At 51.7% G+C, this 22,266-nt stretch carries 19 protein-coding genes and 1 tRNA gene; 6 read left to right on the forward strand and 14 right to left on the reverse strand.

What is annotated here, in order from left to right; all coding sequences use genetic code 11:
• Positions 1 to 245 precede the first annotated feature (245 nt).
• Genes Mcas_RS02550 through pseG form a run of 3 tightly spaced genes read right to left on the reverse strand, consistent with a single transcriptional unit; the run spans position 246 to position 3,138 of the window.
• Positions 246 to 1,196 carry an ATP-grasp domain-containing protein gene (locus Mcas_RS02550; protein ID WP_040333885.1) on the reverse strand — a complete coding sequence of 317 codons (951 nt, stop codon included), beginning with the start codon at positions 1,194 to 1,196 and terminating at the stop codon, positions 246 to 248.
• The gene (locus tag Mcas_RS02555; RefSeq protein WP_040333886.1) at positions 1,193 to 2,146 is read right to left on the reverse strand and encodes an NAD-dependent epimerase/dehydratase family protein; all 954 of its coding nucleotides are present in this window, start codon (positions 2,144 to 2,146) and stop codon (positions 1,193 to 1,195) included. The genes Mcas_RS02550 and Mcas_RS02555 overlap by 4 nt, the downstream gene beginning before the upstream one ends.
• Positions 2,143 to 3,138 (reverse strand): UDP-2,4-diacetamido-2,4,6-trideoxy-beta-L-altropyranose hydrolase, encoded by a 996-nt coding sequence (gene pseG / locus Mcas_RS02560; RefSeq protein ID WP_052566741.1) that lies wholly within the window; start codon positions 3,136 to 3,138, stop codon positions 2,143 to 2,145. The genes Mcas_RS02555 and pseG overlap by 4 nt, the downstream gene beginning before the upstream one ends.
• Positions 3,139 to 3,719: 581 nt before the next feature.
• Between pseG and rsmB the strand changes: the two genes are divergently transcribed.
• From rsmB to Mcas_RS02575, 3 genes are all read left to right on the forward strand, one after another.
• On the forward strand, positions 3,720 to 5,093 hold the full coding sequence (gene rsmB / locus Mcas_RS02565; RefSeq protein WP_052566742.1) for a 16S rRNA (cytosine(967)-C(5))-methyltransferase RsmB: 1,374 nt from the start codon (positions 3,720 to 3,722) through the stop codon (positions 5,091 to 5,093).
• Positions 5,090 to 5,782, forward strand: a complete 693-nt coding sequence (locus Mcas_RS02570) for a PASTA domain-containing protein (RefSeq protein WP_040333888.1) — start codon at positions 5,090 to 5,092, stop codon at positions 5,780 to 5,782. The genes rsmB and Mcas_RS02570 overlap by 4 nt, the downstream gene beginning before the upstream one ends.
• Positions 5,783 to 6,059: 277 nt before the next feature.
• Complete coding sequence (locus Mcas_RS02575) at positions 6,060 to 7,490, forward strand: cobyrinic acid a,c-diamide synthase CobB (RefSeq protein WP_040333889.1); 1,431 nt, start codon at positions 6,060 to 6,062, stop codon at positions 7,488 to 7,490.
• A gap of 50 nt (positions 7,491 to 7,540) precedes the next feature.
• On the opposite strand, the gene Mcas_RS02580 is transcribed toward Mcas_RS02575, so the two are convergent.
• The 9 genes from Mcas_RS02580 to galT form a co-directional block, all read right to left on the reverse strand.
• Positions 7,541 to 8,719 (reverse strand): M48 family metallopeptidase, encoded by a 1,179-nt coding sequence (locus tag Mcas_RS02580; RefSeq protein ID WP_040333890.1) that lies wholly within the window; start codon positions 8,717 to 8,719, stop codon positions 7,541 to 7,543.
• Positions 8,720 to 8,731: 12 nt separating this feature from the next.
• A complete protein-coding gene (locus Mcas_RS02585) occupies positions 8,732 to 9,922 on the reverse strand; it encodes a stress response protein (protein ID WP_040333891.1) in 1,191 nt (396 codons plus the stop codon).
• A 25-nt stretch (positions 9,923 to 9,947) separates the two neighbouring features.
• Positions 9,948 to 10,670 (reverse strand): TIGR00266 family protein, encoded by a 723-nt coding sequence (locus Mcas_RS02590; RefSeq protein ID WP_435050989.1) that lies wholly within the window; start codon positions 10,668 to 10,670, stop codon positions 9,948 to 9,950.
• A gap of 45 nt (positions 10,671 to 10,715) precedes the next feature.
• Positions 10,716 to 11,279 (reverse strand): hypothetical protein, encoded by a 564-nt coding sequence (locus Mcas_RS02595; RefSeq protein WP_052566744.1) that lies wholly within the window; start codon positions 11,277 to 11,279, stop codon positions 10,716 to 10,718.
• Positions 11,280 to 11,555: 276 nt separating this feature from the next.
• Positions 11,556 to 12,002: a hypothetical protein gene (locus tag Mcas_RS02600; RefSeq protein WP_040333892.1), complete on the reverse strand. Its 447-nt coding sequence runs from the start codon at positions 12,000 to 12,002 to the stop codon at positions 11,556 to 11,558.
• Between the two features lie 5 nt (positions 12,003 to 12,007).
• Entirely contained in the window at positions 12,008 to 13,240 is a 1,233-nt protein-coding gene (locus Mcas_RS02605) for a class I SAM-dependent RNA methyltransferase (protein WP_040333893.1), read from the reverse strand.
• A gap of 27 nt (positions 13,241 to 13,267) precedes the next feature.
• A complete protein-coding gene (locus Mcas_RS02610) occupies positions 13,268 to 13,612 on the reverse strand; it encodes a response regulator (RefSeq protein WP_040333894.1) in 345 nt (114 codons plus the stop codon).
• Positions 13,613 to 16,123 carry a PAS domain S-box protein gene (locus Mcas_RS02615; RefSeq protein ID WP_040333895.1) on the reverse strand — a complete coding sequence of 837 codons (2,511 nt, stop codon included), beginning with the start codon at positions 16,121 to 16,123 and terminating at the stop codon, positions 13,613 to 13,615. It abuts the gene before it with no gap.
• Positions 16,124 to 16,168: 45 nt separating this feature from the next.
• On the reverse strand, positions 16,169 to 17,164 hold the full coding sequence (galT, locus tag Mcas_RS02620) for a galactose-1-phosphate uridylyltransferase (protein ID WP_040333896.1): 996 nt from the start codon (positions 17,162 to 17,164) through the stop codon (positions 16,169 to 16,171).
• A 205-nt stretch (positions 17,165 to 17,369) separates the two neighbouring features.
• On the opposite strand from galT, the gene Mcas_RS02625 reads away from it, so the two are divergent.
• Genes Mcas_RS02625 through Mcas_RS02635 form a run of 3 tightly spaced genes read left to right on the forward strand, consistent with a single transcriptional unit; the run spans position 17,370 to position 21,636 of the window.
• Positions 17,370 to 18,062, forward strand: coding sequence for a response regulator (locus tag Mcas_RS02625; RefSeq protein WP_040333897.1), 693 nt, complete (start codon positions 17,370 to 17,372; stop codon positions 18,060 to 18,062).
• A 25-nt stretch (positions 18,063 to 18,087) separates the two neighbouring features.
• Positions 18,088 to 19,692, forward strand: a complete 1,605-nt coding sequence (locus tag Mcas_RS16130; protein ID WP_052566745.1) for an HD domain-containing phosphohydrolase — start codon at positions 18,088 to 18,090, stop codon at positions 19,690 to 19,692.
• Positions 19,693 to 19,728: 36 nt separating this feature from the next.
• Positions 19,729 to 21,636 (forward strand): diguanylate cyclase, encoded by a 1,908-nt coding sequence (locus Mcas_RS02635; RefSeq protein ID WP_052566746.1) that lies wholly within the window; start codon positions 19,729 to 19,731, stop codon positions 21,634 to 21,636.
• Between the two features lie 6 nt (positions 21,637 to 21,642).
• Here the strand turns inward: Mcas_RS02635 and Mcas_RS02640 are convergent, their stop codons facing one another.
• Together Mcas_RS02640 and Mcas_RS02645 are read right to left on the reverse strand one after the other, a co-directional pair.
• Positions 21,643 to 22,062, reverse strand: coding sequence for a hypothetical protein (locus Mcas_RS02640; RefSeq protein ID WP_040333898.1), 420 nt, complete (start codon positions 22,060 to 22,062; stop codon positions 21,643 to 21,645).
• A gap of 105 nt (positions 22,063 to 22,167) precedes the next feature.
• Positions 22,168 to 22,239 (reverse strand) — tRNA-Gly (locus Mcas_RS02645).
• Positions 22,240 to 22,266: the final 27 nt, after the last annotated feature.

A 22,266-nucleotide genomic window follows, 5' to 3' on the forward strand; every position in this document is an offset into this window, starting at 1 on the left:
ATGTGCATCAATATTGCCTGCCTATTTTTTTGCGATCTCAAGCAACTCCTTCTGTTTTTCACGCTTTCTTTCGACATTCTTTTTTTCAACCTCCAACCATTTTTTCACAAAATCATCATCGTCTTTTATTTTATCCATCAGAGAATTCAAGTTTTCATACTGAAGGGGCCAGGAGCGCATTGAGCCGGGGGTCGCTGACCCCTCCTGGAGCGAAAAAGAAGCGGAGCCGCCCCTTTCTTATTTTTTTACACGCCGCCAATAAACATTTCCTGTGTGTACCGGAGCATGTAGTAGTTGTCTGTGAACTCGCCGATGACAGGCGCTACTGGCAGCCCCTTGAGCAACCTTACCAGAAACAGCGGGCTGTTGGCCCCGGCGGCAATGCCCAAGGCAGCCCCGCCACCAAATCGCGGATTGACCTCGATGAACTTGACGCACCCGCCATCCAAAAAACACTGCAACGTGTTATGTCCTCTGAGATTGAGCTTAACGGCAAGCCTCTCTGCCTCGTCCATCAGTTGAAGGTTCCTGCACGTCTTGCCGACAAAGGACTCCCCCCCAAGGACGACTATCCGCTGACGAGGCACTACCGATATGACCCACCCGTTGAAGTCCGCAAACAGATCAATCGTGTACTCCTGCGCACGTACAAACTCCTGGACAAGCAGCTCAGGCGTCTCTTCAAGCACCCGCCTGTGCTCCTTGCGTGAGTTGATCAAAAAAATGCCACGACTGCCCTTGCCAGTACGTGGCTTGACAAGCAGCGGATACGTAATCTCCCTCTCTGCCGCCTCTGCTGTGTACAACCTTGGTGCAGAAAAACCATGTTGCGTGCAAAACTTGTAAAACAACAACTTGTCCTGACACGTCCTGATAGTCAACGGCGATGATACCATGACCGTGACCCCGATGTCGGCAAACCGCTGTTGGTGTTGTGCAAAGATCGGTAACTCCTCATCCCTGGTTGGTATCAGCAGTACGATCTCATACTCCGTACAAATCTCAAGCATCCGCGGGATAAATCCGGGATCGGCATCGGCAGGGACGAGGCAATGTCCATCGGCCATGTACAACGCCGCGGCCAACTCACTGGTATCAGCGGCAATGACCCTGCCACCACCCTCCAATGCCAAGGCGGCCTTAAAGGCATTGATCAGACTCACCTTGCGGGAGGCGCTTGTTATCAGGACGTTCATTTTGCCCTCTTTGCCCTTTCGTACTCTGCGACCATCCTTATGCCCTCACTGACGGATATCGACGGCAACCATCCGGTTGACTCCTTGAGCCTCTCAAGATTGGCGCCACTACGCTCGATCCGTTCAGTTATACCCTTGTCGATGTAACGCAGGCCCATTTGTACGCCCAGGATATCCAACACCTGCGCAATCGTAGTTGACACACCGGAGGCGAGGTTGACAACGCCATGTGCATCCCCGCTGCAGGCCAACCGGTAAAGCCCCTCGGCTACGTCTGCGGCATATATGAAGTCGAAGGCGTTTTCCTTGTTGTACACCTCCACGACCTGACCCTCAAGGGCCATCCCAATCCAGCGCGATATCACGTCCTTTGAGCCACGCCCAAACACCCTGTAAATCCGTGCGTTGACGCAGCGCAGGGCAGGATTGACAACCTCGTTGACAAACTGCAACTCCCGCTCCGTGTAATACTTGGATGCCCCCGTGACGTTTCTGGGATCGACCATGTCAGACTCCGTGAGATACCTGGTCGCTGAACCTGAACCCTCCTGCATATATAGCTCTTTTGCGTATATAAGATAACTCGAGGCAAAGACAAACACCGCCACCGTCGGCAATTGTCCGGCAAGCTCAACCATCCTGTGACTGAGCAGCGTGTTGTCCTGCCAGTTCCTGTACCAGAATCCCGGTGATTCACTCGACCTCTCAAAACCCGCCGCCAGGTGAAATACCACCTGTGGGGCAAAGTCCCTGATCGGCTCCAGTGAAGTCTCTGACAGGTCGGCCTCAATGTGTCTAACCCCGCGTTTAATTACATCCGGCGCAACGCGATCCAACGGCTCCCTGTCAATGGAAAGGACCTCCACGTTATCCTCCGCCAGCAGGGACAACAGTTGTCGCCCGATAACCCCTGACCCGCCGGTAACCAATATCCGTTTGTTTTTTATCATATGCGATTCATCTCCATAAAGACCTCCTGGCAGCCATTGCCCGTGACGGTTTGCCGCCCCTTTATACTCATCTCCTTCCGTCGGGTGGCATCTGCCATAAGCGTCGTCAGCATTGTGCAGATAGCGTCGTCCCTGGCTGACTCAAACCAGCCGATATCAATAAACAACCCGTGTCTATTTAATCCGCCAACCAGGTAATCCTCAATTTCGGCCACCCTACCCACGATACTGGGCACCCCCATAAATGCCAGCTCCCACACGGTTGTCCCACCCGAGGTAATTGCCACATCCGCCCACGACATAAGAGAGGGCATGTCCGTGACGTTTTGGAGAACCGTCAGCCTGCTTGACATCGTCACGGCCCTGATACGCTGGACGTTGGGGTTGCCCGCACCCACCACCACGATCACCTCAAGTGCGTGGACATCTCTGATGGCCAAAAGTATCTTCTCCGTGAAATTGGCCTTGTCTATACCACCAAGGGTTATGAGGAGGTTCTTACCCATACCGTCGATGGGCTTTGTCACAGGGTGCAATCTCAAGAATTCCCGCCTCAACATGACATACCTGGCACCCAGGAGCAATTTTGTCCCCACAGTGCAGTTATAATGCAGGTCGTGGGCGTGGAGGTTCTGGTTGATCACGATATCGGCATTATACAGCGGCAACCTTGCCATGTCGTCAATTACGGCCACCCTGCATCCACAACTGCGCAAGAATTCGTGGTATGACTCATCAAAATGGACACCGTCAGCAACGATCCAGTCGGCCCCCTGGGAGGTCAGGAGGCTTCGCTGCGATGCCTCATCCAGTGGGACAAAGCCAAAACCCTCCGCCTTGAGCCTCTCAATAAGCCCCACGGGGTCACACCTGCCGACAAAGACAACCCTCAACCCGTTGTCCGCCAGGGTCTGCCCCAACGCCAGGCAACGCATCAGATGCCCCGTACCAATCCCGGCAAAGGCATCCGCCCGCATAATCACAGTATTCATGCCACCTCTGTCTGTTGCCGGAATATTGTCAGGAGTCTACCAGACTGCCGTTTACTCAAAGACAACCGATTCAATCCCGCCTATTTGGAGTATACCATATGTTTGGCCATTTTACAAGATATCAATTTTATACGTCAAAAATGACTATCTTCTTAATTTTACAATGTCACATCCCAAATTTCTGCAATCAAAGATGTCTGAACCACTATTTAACGGATTAAGGGATTATCAGGATTTTGTTAAAAAAAGTCTTATCCCTATTTTCCTGTAAATCCTTTAATCTGTGTAATCCTAGTTCAGACAATCCCTATGTTTACCTATACTTTCGCACTTTTTTATAAACCAGCCTTTTATGCAGTTCTTGAAAATGGATTCCCGTTTTCACGGGAATGACAGTAAATGGCGAGGCTGTTCTATGTCATTCCACGGCCTGCCCCTGGCTTGAACAGGGGTAAGCAGGAATCCAGAAAGTGCGAAACCATAGTAACAAAATATCTCTCAACCCCTTTCGCTGAGATTTGCCAGAGACAGAGCAGGGGCCCCCCACACTTCTATTACCATCTTCTGGTATAATCATAAGCATGAAGGGTAAGGCGGACAACGTCAGGGTGATGGCCCTGAGGGCACTTGATGCAATTGCCACGGGCAAGGGACTGCCCAAGGACGTCCTGGAGCGGTCTGCTGATGACCTGGAGCAGCGTGATAGGGCATTTTTGATGGAGCTTGTCTATGGCGTGCTCCGCTACAGGGACACGCTGGATTGGATGCTGAGGGCGTTTCTGAAGAAACCATCCGGCCTTAAGCCTTTTACTATGAACAACCTCAGACTTGCCGTGTACCAGATAACCCACATGAGGGTGCCCGATTGGGCGGCGGTCAACGAATCGGTCGAAATCGAAAAGGCCTTCGGTACACATGCCGTTGTCGTAAATGGCGTCCTGAGGCAATTACTCAGAAGCAGCCACCAACTGATTATCCCATCGTTGGAGGAATCGCCCTTACAGCATATAGTTCTGTCCACGTCTTCCCCGCAGTGGCTTGCAGAGAGATGGCTGAGACGATTTGGTCCGACCAGGACACTGGCCATTGCGCAGGCCAACAATGTAACATCAGCACCCACGCTGCGGGTCAACACCATCGTCGCCACACGGCAGGAGATAGCACGAGAGCTTGACGCCCTGCACATAGGGTATGCCCTCTGCCGGTACAGCCCACACGGCATAAGGCTCACGGAACACCTCCCCATGGCCGCACTGGACCCACTCAGGGGCAAGGTTTATATCCAGGATGAGGCATCACAGTTGGTGAGCTTCATGCTCGACCCACAGGAGGGCGACTACTGTCTCGACGCCTGTTCCGCACCAGGAGGCAAGGCCACACACATGGCCGCACTGGGCAACGACAAACTCCACATCGTGGCCGTTGACGGCAGCAAAAACAGGGTCAACAGGATAATACAAAACGCCCAAACCCTCGGGATTAAGAGCATCACCCCTGTGGTTGCAGATATCAGGGCACTACCCCCACAGCAGAGGGAGTTTGACAAAATACTGCTTGACGCCCCCTGCTCATCACTCGGTGTGATGAGGAAAAACCCCGATATTAAGTACAGACACTCGGAAGCCTCCCTCAGGCAGCTCTCACGACATCAGCTTACCCTGCTTGAGAGCGTATCGGGGCATTTGAAAAAAGGAGGCCTGTTGGCGTACTCTGTATGTTCAACCGAGTGCGATGAGGCAGAGGACGTTATTAAAGAATTCTTGACGAAAAAAGAGAATTTCTGTATAATAAACAATATGGATATCTTAAAGAGGAAATATGGGATAGACTTGAGCGACTTTGCTGACCAGAGGCAGGCATCGGCGGTGCAGGGGGCGGGGTCGGGCATTTACAGGGCGTTTCCCGATGTTCATCAAACGGATGGCTTCTTCTTTACCGTGATGACAAAACAATGAAGGCAATATTAAGGATCGTACTGTTCTTTTTCATATTCACCGTAGTGACTGTAATTACCGGTTATATAACATTTGGCCTGCTAACTACGAGTAAGAGCATAACGGTTCCTGATTTGCGAGGCAGGAGTCTTTTGGATGCCAACGGGATATTAAGCGGGGTCAAGCTCTACCTCAAGGTGGAAGGAGAGACCTACGACAATGTCATTCCAAATGGTCAGATATCCAAACAGAACATCCCCGCAGGCAATAAGATAAAGGAAGGACGAACCATTTCCGTGGTCATGAGTAAGGGCAAACGCTCTCAGATGGCAGGAGACCTTCGCGGTCAGCCCGTGGAAAAAACCCAGGACATGGTCGCCGTCAATAAACAGGATGTCGCAAAGGTGATCGAGGTACATTCCGATACGGTTGAAGAGGGCAAGGTGATAGCACAATGGCCATCCCCTGAAGACAAGGGAGGCGGAGAGCTTTCCGTGGTGATGAGCAAGGGGCCATATGTCTCACCGCTCTACTGTCCAGACTTCATGGGGCAGGACGTTGAGCAGGCACAGGAGCTTGCAAAATCCCTTGGGCTTGAGGTCAATGTCACTGGCACCGGAGTGAGGATCAACGCACAGTTGCCCGCCCCCAATACGGTGATTAAAAAGGGCAGCACGGTTGAACTAAAAGCAACCTTCCCCGATGAGTAAATTCTTCCTGTAGATATTGCCGTGATGAGATAGCTATATCTACAGGTAATCCTGAAACGTGGAGCAGCGCTATTGATGAACTCAAAAATAGATTTTAATGAACCAACAAAGTTGCTAACCGGTTATAGAACATGTTATTGTAGAGACGGCAATGATAAGGTAGGATTTGGGATTACAGATGACATGGCACAAATGGCTATACAAGATGGAGCCGAAGAAACCTTGCCTTCACTTTAGGTTAACGCTATAAATGTTTATTTGCTGTTACTGAATTAATATGCTGTTTTACAGACCGAGGTTGGTGATAGCCGGGCTGCGGGGCGGAGGGGGTAAGACCACTCTTTCTATAGGACTCCTAATGCTGTTCAAGCAAGCCGGGTTAAACGTTGTCGCCTTTAAGAAAGGCCCCGACTATATCGATGCTGGATGGTTGGCTGCCGCATCCGGAAATCCCTGCTACAACCTCGATTCGTTTATAATCTCAGAGGACAGATTGCTGCAATCCTTTGTAGCACACTCCGAAGGCACCGACCTTGCGCTGATCGAGGGCAACAGGGGGTTGTTTGACGGCGTCGATGCCTATGGCACGTTTAGCACGGCGGCCCTGGCAAAGTCAACGAACTCACCGGTTATCCTTGTGGTTGACTGCATCAAGACGACTACCACAGTCGGGGTCATAATCAAGGGTATCAGCGAGTTTGACGCCGACCTCTCCCTCAAGGGGGTCATCCTGAACTACGTCGCCAACGACAGACACAAAAACGTGATCCGCCAGGCCATCGAGCATCACTGCAACGTCCCGGTGCTGGGGACGATTGCCAAACGCTCCGATGCCGTTGTCCCAGAAAGACACATGGGGCTGGTGGCGCAACAGGAGCACGGGCAGGTCGATGCCGCCCTCGATGGCATCGCAACAATGCTGAGGGCCGACATTGACATCGACGCCATAAGCGATATCGCCCACCAAGCCCCTGCCATCGACTGCGACATGCCGGATACGCAGACGAGCAGCATCCCCAGATATGACACGACCGTCAAAGTAGAGACAGCGGATCGCATCCGCATTGGCGTTATCAGAGACAGCGCATTTCAGTTCTACTACCCCGACAACCTGGAGGAGTTGGTCCGCTGCGGAGCTGACATCGTTGAGATCAGCGCAATTGAGCACTCCCGTCTGCCCGATATCGACGCCCTCTACATTGGGGGTGGCTTTCCCGAAACCAATGCCATCCTGCTGTCCAAAAACACCGCCTTCAGAGAACATCTCAAGTGGCTCATCGAGGACGGTCTGCCCGTGTATGCCGAGTGTGGCGGCCTCATGTTCCTGGGCAGGAGTATCATCTACAACAATAAGACCTATCCGATGACCGGTATATTCCCTATGGATTTTGTGATGTCCCCCACACCTGCGGCACACGGTTACACGGTGGTAGAGGTGGTGGAGGAAAACCCTTATTTCCCCCCGGGCACTGTCCTCAAGGGACATGAATTCCACTACTCAAGCGTCACGGACGTTGGGCGCCTTGCAACGGCATTTAAGATGACACGTGGCAAGGGGATTGTCAGCGGCCCCGATGGCACAAGGTGTGACGGGGCCATATACAAAAACGTCCTCGCCTCCTATACACACCTCCATGCACTGGGCACAGAGCAGTGGGCAACAGGTGTCATCGGGGCAGCACGGAGAAGAAAAAAAGCACCCTCTTAAAAAGGCATGGTAAAAATGGGAGCAAGGGGCTTCTTTGTGCCCGGGGCGGCTCACCCCCCCAATGCCTGAGCCACCCTGCCCAGGCCATCAACCTCACTGGTGTTTAGCGCGCCATCGCAGATGGCAATCTGGCGGCAGATATCGAGTAACCGTGTGACATCGTTGCCCGATAGCGTCTTGATACCCCTGAGTTCTGCGATGACGCCGTCCCTGAAACGCCTGATGCCGGCCTTGCAGTTGGCGATAACCTCATCGATGTTGAGGTCAAATCCAGACTTGCCATTGAGTCTGCGTATAAATGACTCCTCTGCTGCATTGAGTTCGCCATCGCACACGGCAACATACAACAGGGACAACACCAAAAGCGACCCCCCCTCCCGACTCCTGAACACGCTGCCATACTCAAAGGGGTCACTGCCAATGAGCACCTTTGTGATCTGCGCATCTATATCGTCAAACCCTCTGAGCATGACCTTGTCCCTCTGCCCCCTGAGCGCTATGACGTCCAGTGCTACAAGCTCAAGGCTCTTGTACCGGATGGGGATCAACGGGTGCGTAGAGATGTCATCGGAGAGCCATTGAGCCTCGGATATGGCCTTGACTTCATTATACTGTGCCGACAGACAGCGAATAACCGCCTCATCGTCCTCCAGGCAAAGCCCCGACACCAGCTTGAAGAACGCACTTGCAGCCGACCTGAGGTTGCCGCAGCACAGAAGCCCAAGACGGTCGGCAGATATCTCACTGGCCTTGGACCAGCTTGATATCATGTGTATAAGCTCGTGAGGTATTTGCATTTCCCCGGAGAAGAAAAACCCTGCCGGTATCTTGTTGTGGCCAAAGATGACATGCCCCAGCTCATGACCAATGACAAAGGCTATCTCTCGTGTATCGAAGTCCTTGATGATCGACGAGGACACCACAATGTTAAAGCAGTTTCCGGAGCAGTCTATAAAGGCGTTGTACTGGCTGTTTTGCTGGACGTAGAGGTTGCCCGTAAGTTCCACCCCAACATAGGTCAGACACTCCTGATAGAGCCTGTACAGGTCTGGCAACAGAGCCTCCGTGATCTTTGCCGAGGTGGACAACAGGTACCTCTTGCGCATGTAGTCTTCCCTGTCCTGGCCTATAGACCCCAGGATCGGGGATAGTGCGCTGCTGGAGTTGAGCTGATTAAACAACCACCGCTCATACTGGAAACGCAGGTTATCCAGGTGACCCGTGTTCAATGGATATCCCCCTCAGTCCTTCCTGCCCTCAACCCACCTCAGTCCCCAGTTATAGGCCTTGTCAAGGGCCTCGTGTCCGTTGACATACTGGACGACCTTGGTCACCTTAAGGGAGCCTCCGGATCGCTCAAACAAGGCTATGCCGCACATCTGCACGCCATCTTGTGTGTTGTCGAGGTTGACGACGATGTCGGGTGAGCCGGGCTGCTTTATCGTCACCACGCCGTTGGCCTGTGTCCAGTTTGCAGCACCTTCGTAGATGTATGAGTAGATCAGGATGCGTTTGATGTCCTGGAGGTGATTGCCGTTAATGCGGAGGTTTTCGCCTTCGGACCATGCCCCGGTTCGATCATCGCCACAGTGGAAGATATAGGGGGGACTCTCAAATGAGCCAAAACTCTTGCCCAGGGGTTGGATGGCGCCTTTCTGACCGTTTGACAGCTCATACAGACATCCCAGGTCGAGGTCTATGCCGCCTCCGCTGCCGCCTCCACCCATCAGTTTGCTGAAGAAGCCGCCAGTCTGTTTTTGTTGTCCCTGATTCCAGTTGAGGTTCACCAACAGCTCTCCCACACCGCCATCGGATTTGGTCTTGAGCTGGATGGAGTCACCCTTGGCCTTCAACACGATCTTTGAGGACAGCTTAAGCAGACTCGCCCCCGGTATCGTAGACTGGAAGGTCGGCATGTCGATGATGTGATTTTCGTTGACCAGCTTGGCCCCCATAAAGCCGGAGTTGTCTATCCTGGCAATGACGGCAACCGTGCCGGGTTGGGTTGAGTTCAGCGGTACGGCAACGGACTCACCCTTGTCATCGACTATCTGTACGTGCCCGTCGTAGTTGCTGAATGTGGAATGTTTGTTTTTCGATGCGTCCGTGAAATTGATCGTGCAGATGTAGACCTCTGCCATGTCATCGAGCCTGGTGATCCGCAACTCTTCTTCGTTGTCACCGCCCTTGGAGCCGACCCCGGCATCCGCACTCAAGGCTATATAGGGAAAGGAGTTAAGCTCTCCCATTGAGCCGCCGGCGTAGTTGTCCGAAAACACGCCCCCAACACGGCCATCCTTGGTCTTGTAAAATGCCATCAGGTCAAGGTCTACGGCTGCAGACCACTTGAGTGTTACCTTCAACTGTTTCAGAGACAGGTATGCCTCCTCGCCCTTTTTCTTTAGCACTATCTTTGACTTAATCTCTGCCATAGTTCAACGATTTCCTCCTGATTGTTTATGACCCCGTGCGTATAAACTGCCTGATCCACTGGCCGAACCCCTGGGGGTTTCTGGTCTGGATCAAGACCCTGCCAGGCCCCCTGAAACGGCACACCATCCCCTCACCCGAAGTAAAAGAAGATATCCATCCCGAAGATGCCTTCTCTATCGTGTAGACAACACTTTCGGGCCATGCCACAAGGTGGCCGTTATCGACAATCATCTCCTCCCCCGCCGGTATATCCAGGGCGTGGATGGCTCCATATGAGCTGACAAATAGGGTGCCGGAACCGCCGACCTTTATTACAAAAAAACCCTCTCCGGAAAACAGCCCCTTTGCCAGATTCTGCATCTTGGTGGTAATCACCACCTCATTAGAAGCGGCAAAAAAACCGTCCTTCTGTATAATGTAGTTAGTCCTGCCGTCCAACTGCAACTCCATGATATCCCCCGGGACCACGGGAGACATCAGTACTTCGCCATGACCACGCCGTGCGGTGAGCGTCTGAAAGAAGAACTTCTCTCCGGAGAGCATCCTCCCCAGACCGCCCAACACGCCACCCTCCAACTTGCCTTCCACGTCGATTGTACTGCTCATGGCCACCATCGCATCCGACTCTGCCTTTATTATTTCGCCAGCCTTGAGGCGGTATCGCAGCATCGTAAATGCCCCGCGATACAGGTACTCATAGGGCACGGTAGGTGACGGTGTTGGTGACGGCTGCGGTCTGATGTCCATTTTGTCTGCAAAGAAATCTACCATAATGATATTTGTCCTGTCCGTCTACTTTATTAAAAGATTGCCGGCGGGTATGGTGCTGACAAATGTCTCCAGGCTCATGATGCGGTTTTCGTTGATCAATTTTGGCCCCATTGCGCCGGTGTTGTCGATCTTTGCAACAAGGGCTACCGTACCTTTTTCGGGCGAGTTTAGGTGCACCGAAAAGGACTCTCCCTTGTCATCCATGATCACGATACCGCCATCATACTTGTTAAACGCCGATTCTATCTTTTTGCTGGCGTCGTCATAGTTCAGCACGATGATGTAGATTTCAGCGATTTCATCGAGTTTGGCAATGCGCAAGACCTCTTGTTTATCGCCGCTGCTTCCGCCGACGCCCTCATCTCCGGTGTGCTGGATGTAGGGAAACTCATTGAGAGTTCCCAGGGAACCGCCAAGCTGGTCAGTAAAGATACCGCCGGTGCGACCATCCTTAGTCTTGTAAAACGTCATAAGGTCAAGGTCTACATTGGCCGACCACTTTAATGTCACCATTAACTGTTTTACTGGTATATAGGCCTCGTCACCCTTGCTCTTGAGACTAATCTTTGCCTTAAGCTCTGCCATAACAATCCTCCTGATTCTTTTGTGATACTGAAATCTATGAGCACCATACTCATAGTTGTTGTTGAGCCGATATGCTGATTATTAGGTATTCATTACTCCACATCTGTTATATTAATTTAACAATACCATATTCTATACCATACCACATCTGGCGGTACAATTGTCAAGTTTTACATACACACAACTTCAGATAGAAGGACAATGCGTCGGACAAACACAACAGCACGCTACCATCTGCTACCGCTTGTTCCTCACACGGAGGAACGCTCAACACATTCAGAGGCTGCTGGTTATTATGCTGCCGGTTGCCTCCGACGTCAGATGAAACTCTATCCTGATGCGCTTATCTCTGAGGTGTTTTTCAATTAATCTCTTGGTGGTATTGCTTAAACGGCGCAGACAATCAAACCTCTTCTGCTTGTACATAAACTCAAAGACCTCATCCGTGGAGGCGGTCAACAACACCTCCTTACACTCAGGGATCACCGAGGCCAGAAACGCCAGGACTTCCTCAGCGGCAGGGTCATATTTCCACAACGCCAGAGCGATCATGCCACGACACTGCGCAGCCACCGATACCGTCGCCCCACCGTGGACCTCCAACCCCTGTAACACTCCTATCAGATCGTCACCGGCTGGGACATAGACATCGTCATCGAAGTGAAAAAGCTCTCTGTGTATCTGCATGGAGACAGGGTGATCGTATATCACAATTGGTTTCATAAAGACTACCTCCTGTTTAATATCCCCAAGACTTCGCAGTGATACGTGTTGGGAAACATGTCAACAAGCCTGACTGACGCCAACGTGTACTCTTTACCCAGCTTGTGTATATCCCTGGCAAAGGTGGCCGGGTTACACGAAACGTAGGCAATCCTCTGGGGACTGAGGGCCAGGAGCCGTAAAACCCCTGCCGTAGTAAGACCAACTCTTGGAGGGTCAACGATTACGATGTCGTACCTGGCGGTCTTTTTATCGCTGCGGGTTGCTTCTGTTTCCTTGATTTTTTCCAGTGGACGTGAAATATATCTGATGTTCTTGAGGTTGTTGTCTTCGATGTTTCTCTTACCGTCTGCAATGGCGTAGGGGTTGTTCTCAAGGACGGTGGCACCACGACAGCGCAAGGATAAGGGGAGGGAGAAGTTCCCCGCCCCCCCGTAGGCATCCAGAATGCTCATGCCATCTATATTTCCAAGCGCCTCGGAGAGCTGTTGTATCAGGCGCAGGTTCAACTCCCAGTTTGACTGGAAAAACGTCTGCACACTGACCACGTAACTCAATTCTCCGAGCATAAACCTGCAACTGGTGACTCCAACAGAGGGGCCACTCTCTAAGACCGCACCATCAAAGCCAACGTCCAGGAAGAAATCCAGGCGCCCCTCATCGACATCCGCACCCTTGACGTAGGCTATCGTGTTTTCTCCGGAGAGGATGTGTATCTCCCTGATGCCCCTGACAAACCGCGCTCCACTGAGCTTTCTCAGCAGAGCGTTTATGCTTGCCTTGCATATAAAGCACTCTTGCACGGATACAACATCCCTGGAGTCTTCCTTGTAGAACCCTATTGTGCCATCATCGGCCAGCTTAAACTGTGCCTTGCTCCTGTAATGCCACTGTTGACCTGCAAGGGTTGCTTCCAAGGCGATATCAGTTTTTCCGATCCGCTTAAGGCAGTCTGTGACGATCTCCTCTTTGATCGCAAGCTGACGCTCATAGGAGATATGTTGATAGTGACAGCCTCCGCATACCGAAAACACCGGACATATAGCCTCCACGCGGTCCTCGGAGCCGTGCAGTATCTCTATCGCATCGGCAATAGAGTAGTCCCGCTTTTGTTCCCTTAACTGCGCAACAACCCTCTCACCGGGTATGGTGCCCCTGACAAAGACGACACCATTGTGCCGGCTAAGACACAATCCCCCATACAACGGGGCTTCAGTCTCCAGCTCTACCTGTTCCATTTCTTGGCGCTCCAGGACGCTCCTGGCTCAGGACAACAGCTTCTTGATCGTGTTCTTAAGTTCCGTCATGTCGGAGGACTTTACCACATAGGCATCCGAGGCCCACACCGAAAAGTCATCACGGTAGTCATAGGCCGTTGACATGATTATGGGCAGGTCCGGTTTCTTTTCCTTCATCCGACGCAGCACCTCTATGCCATCCATCCCGGGCATCAGTATATCCAGCGTTACTATACCTATGTCCTCCTTGTCAAATATCTCAAGGGCCTCCTTGCCGGAACTCGCTACATACACATCGTACTTCTCATCCTCCAGCTCCATCTTGTACAGGTCTCTAAGGTGAGGGTCATCATCGACTATTAATACCTTCATTTATCTTGCCTCCTTTAGTATGAATTTAATCTTGAATATAGTCCCAACTCCTAACGTGCTCTTTACATCTATCGTTGCTCTGTGTTCTTCTATGATCTTGGAGGTTATGGCCAATCCAAGGCCGGTTCCCGTGATCCTGGTGGTGTAGAAGGGGTCAAATATCTGGCTGAGTGCCGCCTCTTCCATGCCAACCCCCGTGTCTTCGATCTCAACAATGGCCGTGTCATCTTCCCTGCGACTGCGTATGCTTATTCTGCCGCTATACTGTATGGACTGCCACGCGTTGGTTACTATGTTGGTAAAGGCCTCCTTCAATCTGTTGGGATTACCGGTTATCTCAAGGGACTCGGCACTGTAATCTTCATCAAAGACGACCCTGTCCTTCACTGTTGTACTCATCTGCTGCCTGACGGAACGAAGCACGGAGTTTATGTCTATGGTTTCGTTGGACATCTTTGATTCCCTTACGAAACACAACGCCTGTCTTAGTATGGTCTCAAGGCGTGTGACTTCTTCCACGATTATGTTTGCATAGTCCTGCAGCGGGCCATCTAACCTCTTCTGAAGACGTCTGGCAAAGCCGCCAATGGAGGACAGCGGATTTCTGATCTCATGGGCAACCCTGGCCGTCATCTCTGCCATTGCCGCTATCTGCTGCATCTTGGCCAACTGCTCTCTGAGCTTTTTGCCCTGGGTCACGTTGCCGGCTATGTGGACTGCACCGGTATATGATCCATAAGAGTCTATGATTGGCGAAATCGATACGCTAAAGGTGTCCTTGCTACCGGCATAAAAACCCTCTATCTCGGAGACCACCGAACTACGCCTCTGCAGCATCTCATCGTAGGGACACTGTGGTATAGTGGTGTCCTGATTGTGAAACAACTCACAACACTTTCGCCCTATTACCTGCTCCTGCTGTAAACCAAGCAACTCACATACGGCCTTATTCACCTTGGTTATAACCATATCCAGGTCGGTTATAAAGACGCTCTCCGATATTGACTCAAAGATGTTGTGCAGCTCACTCTCTGCCACACTCACCTGCTCAAAGAGCCGGGCACTCTCTATGGATATGGCCGCATGGTCTGCAAAGGTCGATATAAATCCAAGGTCATCACCTGTTATCTGCTGTTTGTTAAACAGATTATCGACCCACAGCACTCCGATCACCTTACCCAGGGCTATTAGCGGAATAACGGCATAGGCTTCCGTGCCAAGCCGCTCTACGACAATTGGGTCGGCCATCGGGTCCGTCTGCGCCGAGGTTACATTAAAGGACTTCTTGTACACTACCGCGGCCGACAGGTAATTGCTCCCTTCATCTGCGATTGATATCTCCAGCTCCCTGCACTGTCTGTCCAGGAAGGTGTCGCGTCCAATTGTGCCCTTTTCGATCTCCTCCAGGAGTTCGACGATTGGTTTGTCTTTTAGTGTGGGGTCGTTCCAAATTTGGTGTGCCTCCTGCAGGGTGGCAGGGCCTATGCCCATTGTTCCTCTGAGGCGGCCATGCTGCTCGTCGTAGAGAAAGAGGATTGCCCGGTTAAAGCCAAGGCCGTCCTTGGCCGTTACCACCGTGAGGATCATCAGCAGGAGTTTCTCCAGAGCAAGTGTGCTGCGTATCACGGAGCTTATGAAAAACAGATGTGACAGCTTTCTCCTGCTCTTTAGCAACTCACGCTCGACTATCTTGCGCCGGGAGACGTCCCGTGCTATGAGCGTTATGCCGGTGACGGTGTCGGAGGCATCCTTTATGGGTGAGATCGTTATGCTGATCTCCACAGGGCCTGAGTCCTTTCTCTTGCCGGATATCTCTATATCCCTCAGGATATCGCCCTGGCCGACTGCTGCAAAGTATTTAGCAAACGTCCTGCCGTTAGAATCGGATAGGAACGGTAAGAAATGACCTGCTATTTCCTCCTCCGAAAAGCCGAATATACGCTCCGCACTCTTGTTCCACGACTGCACCGTGCCGTCAAGGTCGGTGGTAATAATAGCATCTGCGGAGTTTTCTATCAGGCTTTCGAGTCTGTCCTTGGTCTGACTGACGCTCTGGTAGAGGTCTATGATTTCGTGCTGATGAATGACCGTGTCGGTTGTCTCACGGATGATGACTATGCACTCTTTTATCTCTTTGTCGTCTTCTATGGGGTAGGCAGACAGTTCTGCGAAACGCCTGTTGCTGCTGTAGGTATCCGACTGCGGCAGGCCACTTTTGAAGGTCTCTGCGGCCACGTCCTGGGGCTGTATGCCCTCGGCGTCGTTAAAGACATCGCAGCAGTTAAGGCCGACCACGTCCTCGGGACTTCTGTTTATCCAGAACGCTATCATCTTATTGGCCGATGTGATCGTCATGTCGGCTCCCACGGTGAGTATAGCCCCTTGTGCTATATCGTACAGGGCAGCCATACGTTTTTCGGCCATAGCGGATGTGTACGCCGTCTCAGACATCAGGGGTTGCCTTGCGTCGGAGACCTTATGGGTGCCGGTCTTGTCGGCCATGCTAAACATCAGAGTGTGCAATGCCTCTTGTGGGTCATCAATACCTGTTCTGTGCTACAGCCCGTTTCTCATGTACTTGGTTGCATCTTCGGGGGAAGTTGGGTTGATGTAGAAACCCGAACCCCATTCAAACCCTGCCGTTCTGGTCAGTTTTGGGAACATCTCTATGTGCCAGTGGTAGTAGAGGTTTTGCTCGTCCACAAACGGAGATGTATGGAGCACAAAGTTGTAGGGGGGCACGTCCAGTATCTTGTCAAACTGTCCCAGCACTGCCTGGATCACCTCGGAGAGCGCCGTGAAGCTGTTGTTGCGTGGGCCAAAGGATGATTCATGGTACTTGGGGAGTATCCACGTCTCAAACGGCACTCTGGGTGCATAGGCCGAAATGGCCAGGTATGAGTCGTTCTTGTAGATGATCCGTTTATTGGCGACCAGTTCTTGTTCGATGAGGTCGCAATAGATACATTTCTCCATGAAGCCGAAGTACTTGCGTGCCGATTCGACTTCTTCCTGGACGCGTTTGGGCACTATTGGCAGTGCTATCAACTGGCTGTGTGTATGTTCGAGAGTGGCGCCGGCGGACTCTCCTTCGTTTTTAAATACGAGGACGTATTTAAACCGGGGGTCTTTTTTCAGGTCATTCAGGCGTGAGTTAAATGCCCACAGCACGTCCTCGGCAGACTTCTTGTCCATGCTTGCCAGGGAGAGGCTGTGGTCAGGGCTTTCAACCACGATTTCGTGTGCGCCGATCCCGTTCATCTTACCGAAGATTCCCTCGCTTGACCTGTCGAGGCTGCCCTCGATCTGCAGTGCAGGGAACTTGTTGGGCACTACCCGCAGGCTCCAGTCTGAGGGACCGTTCTTGCCGGGTTGCTTGAACGATACGATCTCAGGGGGGGTCTTGGACTCGTTCCCCGGACAAAAGGGACAGAACCCTCCCGTCTTCTTTCTCTTGTGCGATGGAGATATAAAGTCAGACGGTCTCTTGCCTCGCTCCGTTGATATAATGACCCATCTGCCTATGATGGGGTCTTTCCTTAGCTCTGACATCTCGCCTCCTAATATTTTATTATATTAAAACAATACATAGGGTTTATTGTATCATATAAGTGGCAGAGTTTTAAACAGGGCAATCGCATTTAAAATTTTTATTAGCTTGACATTGTCATAATAGTTCTACACTCTGAACTGCCGTCGCAAAAAAACACGTCTACAAAAATCCGTAGAATTTATGATACAATAAGGGTTGAAAGTTATGTTTAACGACAGGGTCTTAGTCGTCGATGACGACAGTCTTGCTATTGACACCATTGTCAGGTCTCTGGGGTCTGAGGGGTACGACATTGCCGTTGCCAGGTCTGTGCAAGAGGGCATGGAGCTGTATCGCGGACTTGCCCCAGAGGTCGTCATGACGGACATGTCGGTGCTCAGAGATAACGCCTTTTTGGAGCAACTGACTGCATCCAGCCTGGAGTCTTGCTCATTGATTGCGCTCTGCCCTGATGTGGTCATGACCGAAGAACTCTCCTCAAGGGGAATCAGTGCATCCCTGAGGAGACCCCTCAACGTACACGAGGTCAGGGGCGTTGTCGGCAACACGATAGAACTCAAACGCTTGCAAAAGGAACTGCAAAAGGAAATCGACGGTCGCAGACGAACCGAACATGCCCTCTGTGAACTCAGACAACACCACGACGTCTCACTGGACGCCATCAGGGATATGCAGACCATCTTTGACAACATCCCGCTGGGGGTTGCCTACCTCGACAAAGACTTCAGGTTCCTGAAGATCAACGCATTCCTGGAGAAGATGCTCAGGACAAAGAGCGCCGACCTCGAAGGCAAGACCTGCTATGACACGGTCGGGGAGTTCTCAAGGAGCACAAAAAAAAACGGACCGGAAAAAAATTTGCAGCTTCTGCAAAAAGGACGAATGTTTCACCAATAAGACGCAAACCGTCATAGAACGCCCAATGGGCGACATGATACTCAGGGTTACAACGATCCCCGAGGTTGACGCCAACGGTAACATCTACCGGTTCCTGGAGATCATCGAGGACATCACCATGCCCAAGTACACCGAAGACAAGATGGTCAGGACGTACCAGATACAGAGCGTGGTGGGGGCGATCCTCCAGATATCGCTGGAACCCGTTTCACTCAGGGAGCAGTTAGAACGCATACTTGAACTTATTTTTTCTATCCCCAGTCTGTCTCTGATGTCCAAGGGGGCAATATTCATAGCTACCCCCGGCACCGATGAACTGACCATGAAGGCATCACACGGGTTTAACACTGCCCAGGTAGAGACCTGTTCAACCGTCCCCTTTGGCACCTGTCTGTGTGGCCTGGCCGCACAGAGACGTGAGATCGTATATGCCCCCTCTATTGATGAACGACACACAATAGAGGTTGATGCCTTTATCCCTCATGGTCATTACTGTGTACCGATCATAAATAAGGGTCATATACTTGGAGTCATTAACCTCTACATTGCCCCGGGACACGTCAGGGACAAGTCGGAGGAGGAGTTCCTGTCAATAGTGGCCAACACCATAGCCGGAGTCATTGTGCGTAAAATGGTCGAGGAGAGTCTGCGAGACCAGGAGGAGCTCCTGAGTTCCGTCGTGCAATCTACCAAGGACGCCATCGTGACAATTGACGGCAGCGGTAACGTCCTGTTCTGGAACCGCGGGGCAGAAAACACCTTTGGTTACAAGGAATCAGAGATGAAGGGGCAGTCCCTGTCCATTGTCATACCCGAACGCTTTCGGGAGTCCCACCAGCAGGGCATTAACAGAGTCATTACCAGCGGCAACTCAACCCGCATAGGGCAGACCTTTGAGCTGGTTGCACTGCGACGCGATGGCAGCGAGTTCCCCATAGAACTGTCCCTGACCAGGGGCAAGATGCACGGCGTGGACTTCTTCACGGGAACAATACGCGACATCACATACAGAAGACACACGGAAAAAGAACTGCAACGAAACATAGACAAACTACGCAAAACCATCGGCGGTATCATCCAGACCATATCCATGACCGTGGAGGTCAGGGACCCCTATACGGCAGGACACCAACGGCGTGTGGCCAACATCGCACGCGCCATTGCCGGCGAAATGAACCTCCCCGAGGAGACCATCGATGGCATACGCATGGCCGGGGTCATACACGACATCGGAAAAATATACGTCCCCTCAGACATCCTCAGCAAACCCGGCAAGCTAAACGACCTGGAGTTTGGCCTAATCAAGCTGCACTCCCAGATCGGTTACGACATACTCAAGACGATAGACTTCCCCTGGCCCGTTGCAACCATGATCCTTCAGCACCACGAAAGAATGGATGGCTCGGGCTATCCTGCCGGTCTCAGGGGCGAAGAGATACTCCTGGAGGCACGAATAATCTGTGTGGCCGACGTGGTTGAGGCAATCTCATGCCACAGGCCATACCGCGCTGCACTGGGCATAGATACAGCGATGGCGGAGATATCGCAACACAGAGGGAGCAGGTATGACGCCGATGTCGTTGATGCCTGCCTGCGGCTGTTTCGTGAACGCGGGTTCAGCTTTGAATAGCGCCACCACAAAATACCAACGCCTGGGAGGAAGACATTGAAACCGATACGCTCTATAAAGACAAAGCTCATCATACGCATTACGATAGCCTTGATACTGCTTTCGATAATGTTGCAGACCGTAGTGTTTATGAGCTTCAGGTCGCTCACACTTGAGAGCGCACAGGACAAGGCCAGGACTGTGGCAGAGTTGACAAAGGATGCCATCACATCTTTTATGGTCCTGGGGGTCTATGACAAACGGGACGTATTTTTGGACAGACTCAAGTATGCATATGGATTAAAAGAGTTAAAGATACTGAGGGGGACAAGTGTTATCAAACAGTTTGGAGAGTCAGTGGTAAAGGGACAGTCGTTGTCTGCGCTGGAGTCTGAGGCGCTGCAGAAAGGGGAGCAAAGAGACGATCTGAAGGATGATAGTTTATTTGCCACGGAAGTCGAGTATGCCCTTGTGATACCTTATAATGCAGTGTCGGACCAGAAGGCCAGGTGCATCAGTTGTCATCAGGCAAGAGAGGGTGAGCTACTCGGTGCCATATCGCTGGTGATGGACCTTTCAAAGCAGAAAGAGCGGGGGGTATCCTCCATGTACTATATGGTTACCATATCGCTGATCTTTTCGATGGGAACGTTGTATTTGATCTACGTCTTTTTTAAGCCGTACACGGAACTGTTTCAACGTCTCAGGAGTGGCTTTCGGCGGGCACAGTACGGCGACTTCAGTGAGACCATTGACGTCCCCCTGCTGGATGAGGCCGGCGATGTGGCAAGTGGATTCAACCACATGAGCGCCACCCTCTCACAGACGCTCTCCGCCATAAGCAACAGGGTATCGCTGCTGATAGGCTATGAGGCGTCAAAGAGCGGCAATGCCATAACTGATACGGCAAACACGGTTGACAGCCTTGTCAAGGTATACTACTTCAAGCGGACAATTGAAAAGGACACCAGTAAGTTTGACATATTTCTGAGGTTTCAACAGATACTCACAGAGATGGGCATTACAACATTCTGTATCTACGAAATCGATAATGAGCAGGATGTAATGTCAATACTCTCTGCGGAGGGGCTTTCACAAGGGCTTCCCGGTACAGGAGACTCTCAGGACTGGGATTGTTATTGCAGCGAAGAGATATTGACCAACACCAATGAGTGCAGGGCAAAGAGGACTGGCGGCATTGTGGACTCGGGGGAGTTTACATCCATATGTCTGAGCTTTACGCCGCCGCTGATCATAGGTAACGTCAGGCCGTGTCACTACTGCATTCCGCTGTATGTGGGCGGGCGGGTTGGTTATGTCATCCAGTTGATCTACCCTGTCGGGGACTCCGGGCGTCTGCACTCCGTGATTCCCTATGTCAAGAGCTACCTGCAGGAAGGGGAATCGGTCATCGAGGCAAAAACGTTCATGGAGTTACTGCGGGAGCAATCGTTGGTTGACCAGTTGACAAAGCTCTACAACAGGAGATATATCCAGGAGACAGGCCCAAAGTTCAGCGCCCAGGCACTCAGGAGAAAAACAAACCTGGGCATTCTGATGCTTGACATAGACCATTTCAAGCAGGTCAACGACACCTTTGGGCACGACGTGGGCGATATCGTGCTAAGAACCGTTGCCGGATTGATAAAAGATTCGGTGCGGGACTCCGACATCGTGGTGCGCTATGGCGGCGAGGAGATACTGGTCGTCCTGGTTGACGTCTCGGGCACGGGGGCGCTGGATGTAGCTGAAAAAATACGAAAAACGATACAAAACACTGCAGTTGAACATCCCTCGGGCGTGCTGAAAAAGACCGTAAGCATTGGTATAAGCGAATTCCCCACCCATGCGGAGAACTTCTGGCAGTGCGTCAAGTACGCCGACGTTGCCATGTACAGGGCAAAGGCCGATGGCCGCAACAGGGCATATGTCTTCTCCAGGGATATGCCGGAGGACGCAAAGTGACTAGGGTTACAGCAATCCGGCGTGTTTCAGGGCCTCTTTCAGCTCCGGGTCCTTATCGGCTTTTTCTTTAATTGCCAGTTCCAGTTTCCCGGTTCGGGTCTCAAGTTCCTTGACGGTTGCTGCCAGAGGTGCCAGGATTGTTCGTCTGTCCCATAAGGCAAAACCGACAATAAAGAGCATACCGCTTATGGTTACGCTGATCATTACGTATATCAGTCCCCTGAGATCGTCGATTCTCTGGCTGGTAGCCTTAAAGCCATCGTCCATCCTTTGGTTTGTGGCCTTCAGGCCGTCGTCGATCTTTTGATTTGTAGCCTTTAAGCCCTCTTCCAGCCGGACCAGCCGTTCCCTGTCCGCCTGCGTAAACGACGAATCAGCAGCGTCTACTACAATCGTCATTCCAATCATCAAGGTAAAAACTATCATTATAGTTCTCATGCTTAATTATACCATAAGCACAGGATTGGTTTTGCGCTACACTATCACACTATAAAAAAATAAAGAAGATACCGTTATCTTTATTCTTAAATAAGCGGGCGACGGGATTCGAACCCGCGGCCTAAAGCTTGGGAAGCTTTCACTCTACCACTGAGTTACGCCCGCAATTTACTAACCGGATATATTATAATA

Origin of the sequence: Candidatus Magnetobacterium casense (genome assembly GCF_000714715.1) — a bacterium.
Lineage (GTDB): Bacteria > Nitrospirota > Thermodesulfovibrionia > Thermodesulfovibrionales > Magnetobacteriaceae > Magnetobacterium > Magnetobacterium casense.

Coding starts and splice junctions, on each gene's coding strand:
- Mcas_RS02550 (WP_040333885.1), bottom strand. CDS start 1,196: ATGAACGTCCTGATAACAAGCGCCTCCCGCAAGGTGAGTCTGATCAAT.
- Mcas_RS02555 (WP_040333886.1), bottom strand. CDS start 2,146: ATGATAAAAAACAAACGGATATTGGTTACCGGCGGGTCAGGGGTTATC.
- pseG (WP_052566741.1), bottom strand. CDS start 3,138: ATGAATACTGTGATTATGCGGGCGGATGCCTTTGCCGGGATTGGTACG.
- rsmB (WP_052566742.1), top strand. CDS start 3,720: ATGAAGGGTAAGGCGGACAACGTCAGGGTGATGGCCCTGAGGGCACTT.
- Mcas_RS02570 (WP_040333888.1), top strand. CDS start 5,090: ATGAAGGCAATATTAAGGATCGTACTGTTCTTTTTCATATTCACCGTA.
- Mcas_RS02575 (WP_040333889.1), top strand. CDS start 6,060: ATGCTGTTTTACAGACCGAGGTTGGTGATAGCCGGGCTGCGGGGCGGA.
- Mcas_RS02585 (WP_040333891.1), bottom strand. CDS start 9,922: ATGGCAGAGATTAAGTCAAAGATAGTGCTAAAGAAAAAGGGCGAGGAG.
- Mcas_RS02590 (WP_435050989.1), bottom strand. CDS start 10,670: ATGGACATCAGACCGCAGCCGTCACCAACACCGTCACCTACCGTGCCC.
- Mcas_RS02595 (WP_052566744.1), bottom strand. CDS start 11,279: ATGGCAGAGCTTAAGGCAAAGATTAGTCTCAAGAGCAAGGGTGACGAG.
- Mcas_RS02600 (WP_040333892.1), bottom strand. CDS start 12,002: ATGAAACCAATTGTGATATACGATCACCCTGTCTCCATGCAGATACAC.
- Mcas_RS02605 (WP_040333893.1), bottom strand. CDS start 13,240: ATGGAACAGGTAGAGCTGGAGACTGAAGCCCCGTTGTATGGGGGATTG.
- Mcas_RS02610 (WP_040333894.1), bottom strand. CDS start 13,612: ATGAAGGTATTAATAGTCGATGATGACCCTCACCTTAGAGACCTGTAC.
- Mcas_RS02615 (WP_040333895.1), bottom strand. CDS start 16,123: ATGTTTAGCATGGCCGACAAGACCGGCACCCATAAGGTCTCCGACGCA.
- galT (WP_040333896.1), bottom strand. CDS start 17,164: ATGTCAGAGCTAAGGAAAGACCCCATCATAGGCAGATGGGTCATTATA.
- Mcas_RS02625 (WP_040333897.1), top strand. CDS start 17,370: ATGTTTAACGACAGGGTCTTAGTCGTCGATGACGACAGTCTTGCTATT.
- Mcas_RS16130 (WP_052566745.1), top strand. CDS start 18,088: ATGGGCGACATGATACTCAGGGTTACAACGATCCCCGAGGTTGACGCC.
- Mcas_RS02640 (WP_040333898.1), bottom strand. CDS start 22,062: ATGATAGTTTTTACCTTGATGATTGGAATGACGATTGTAGTAGACGCT.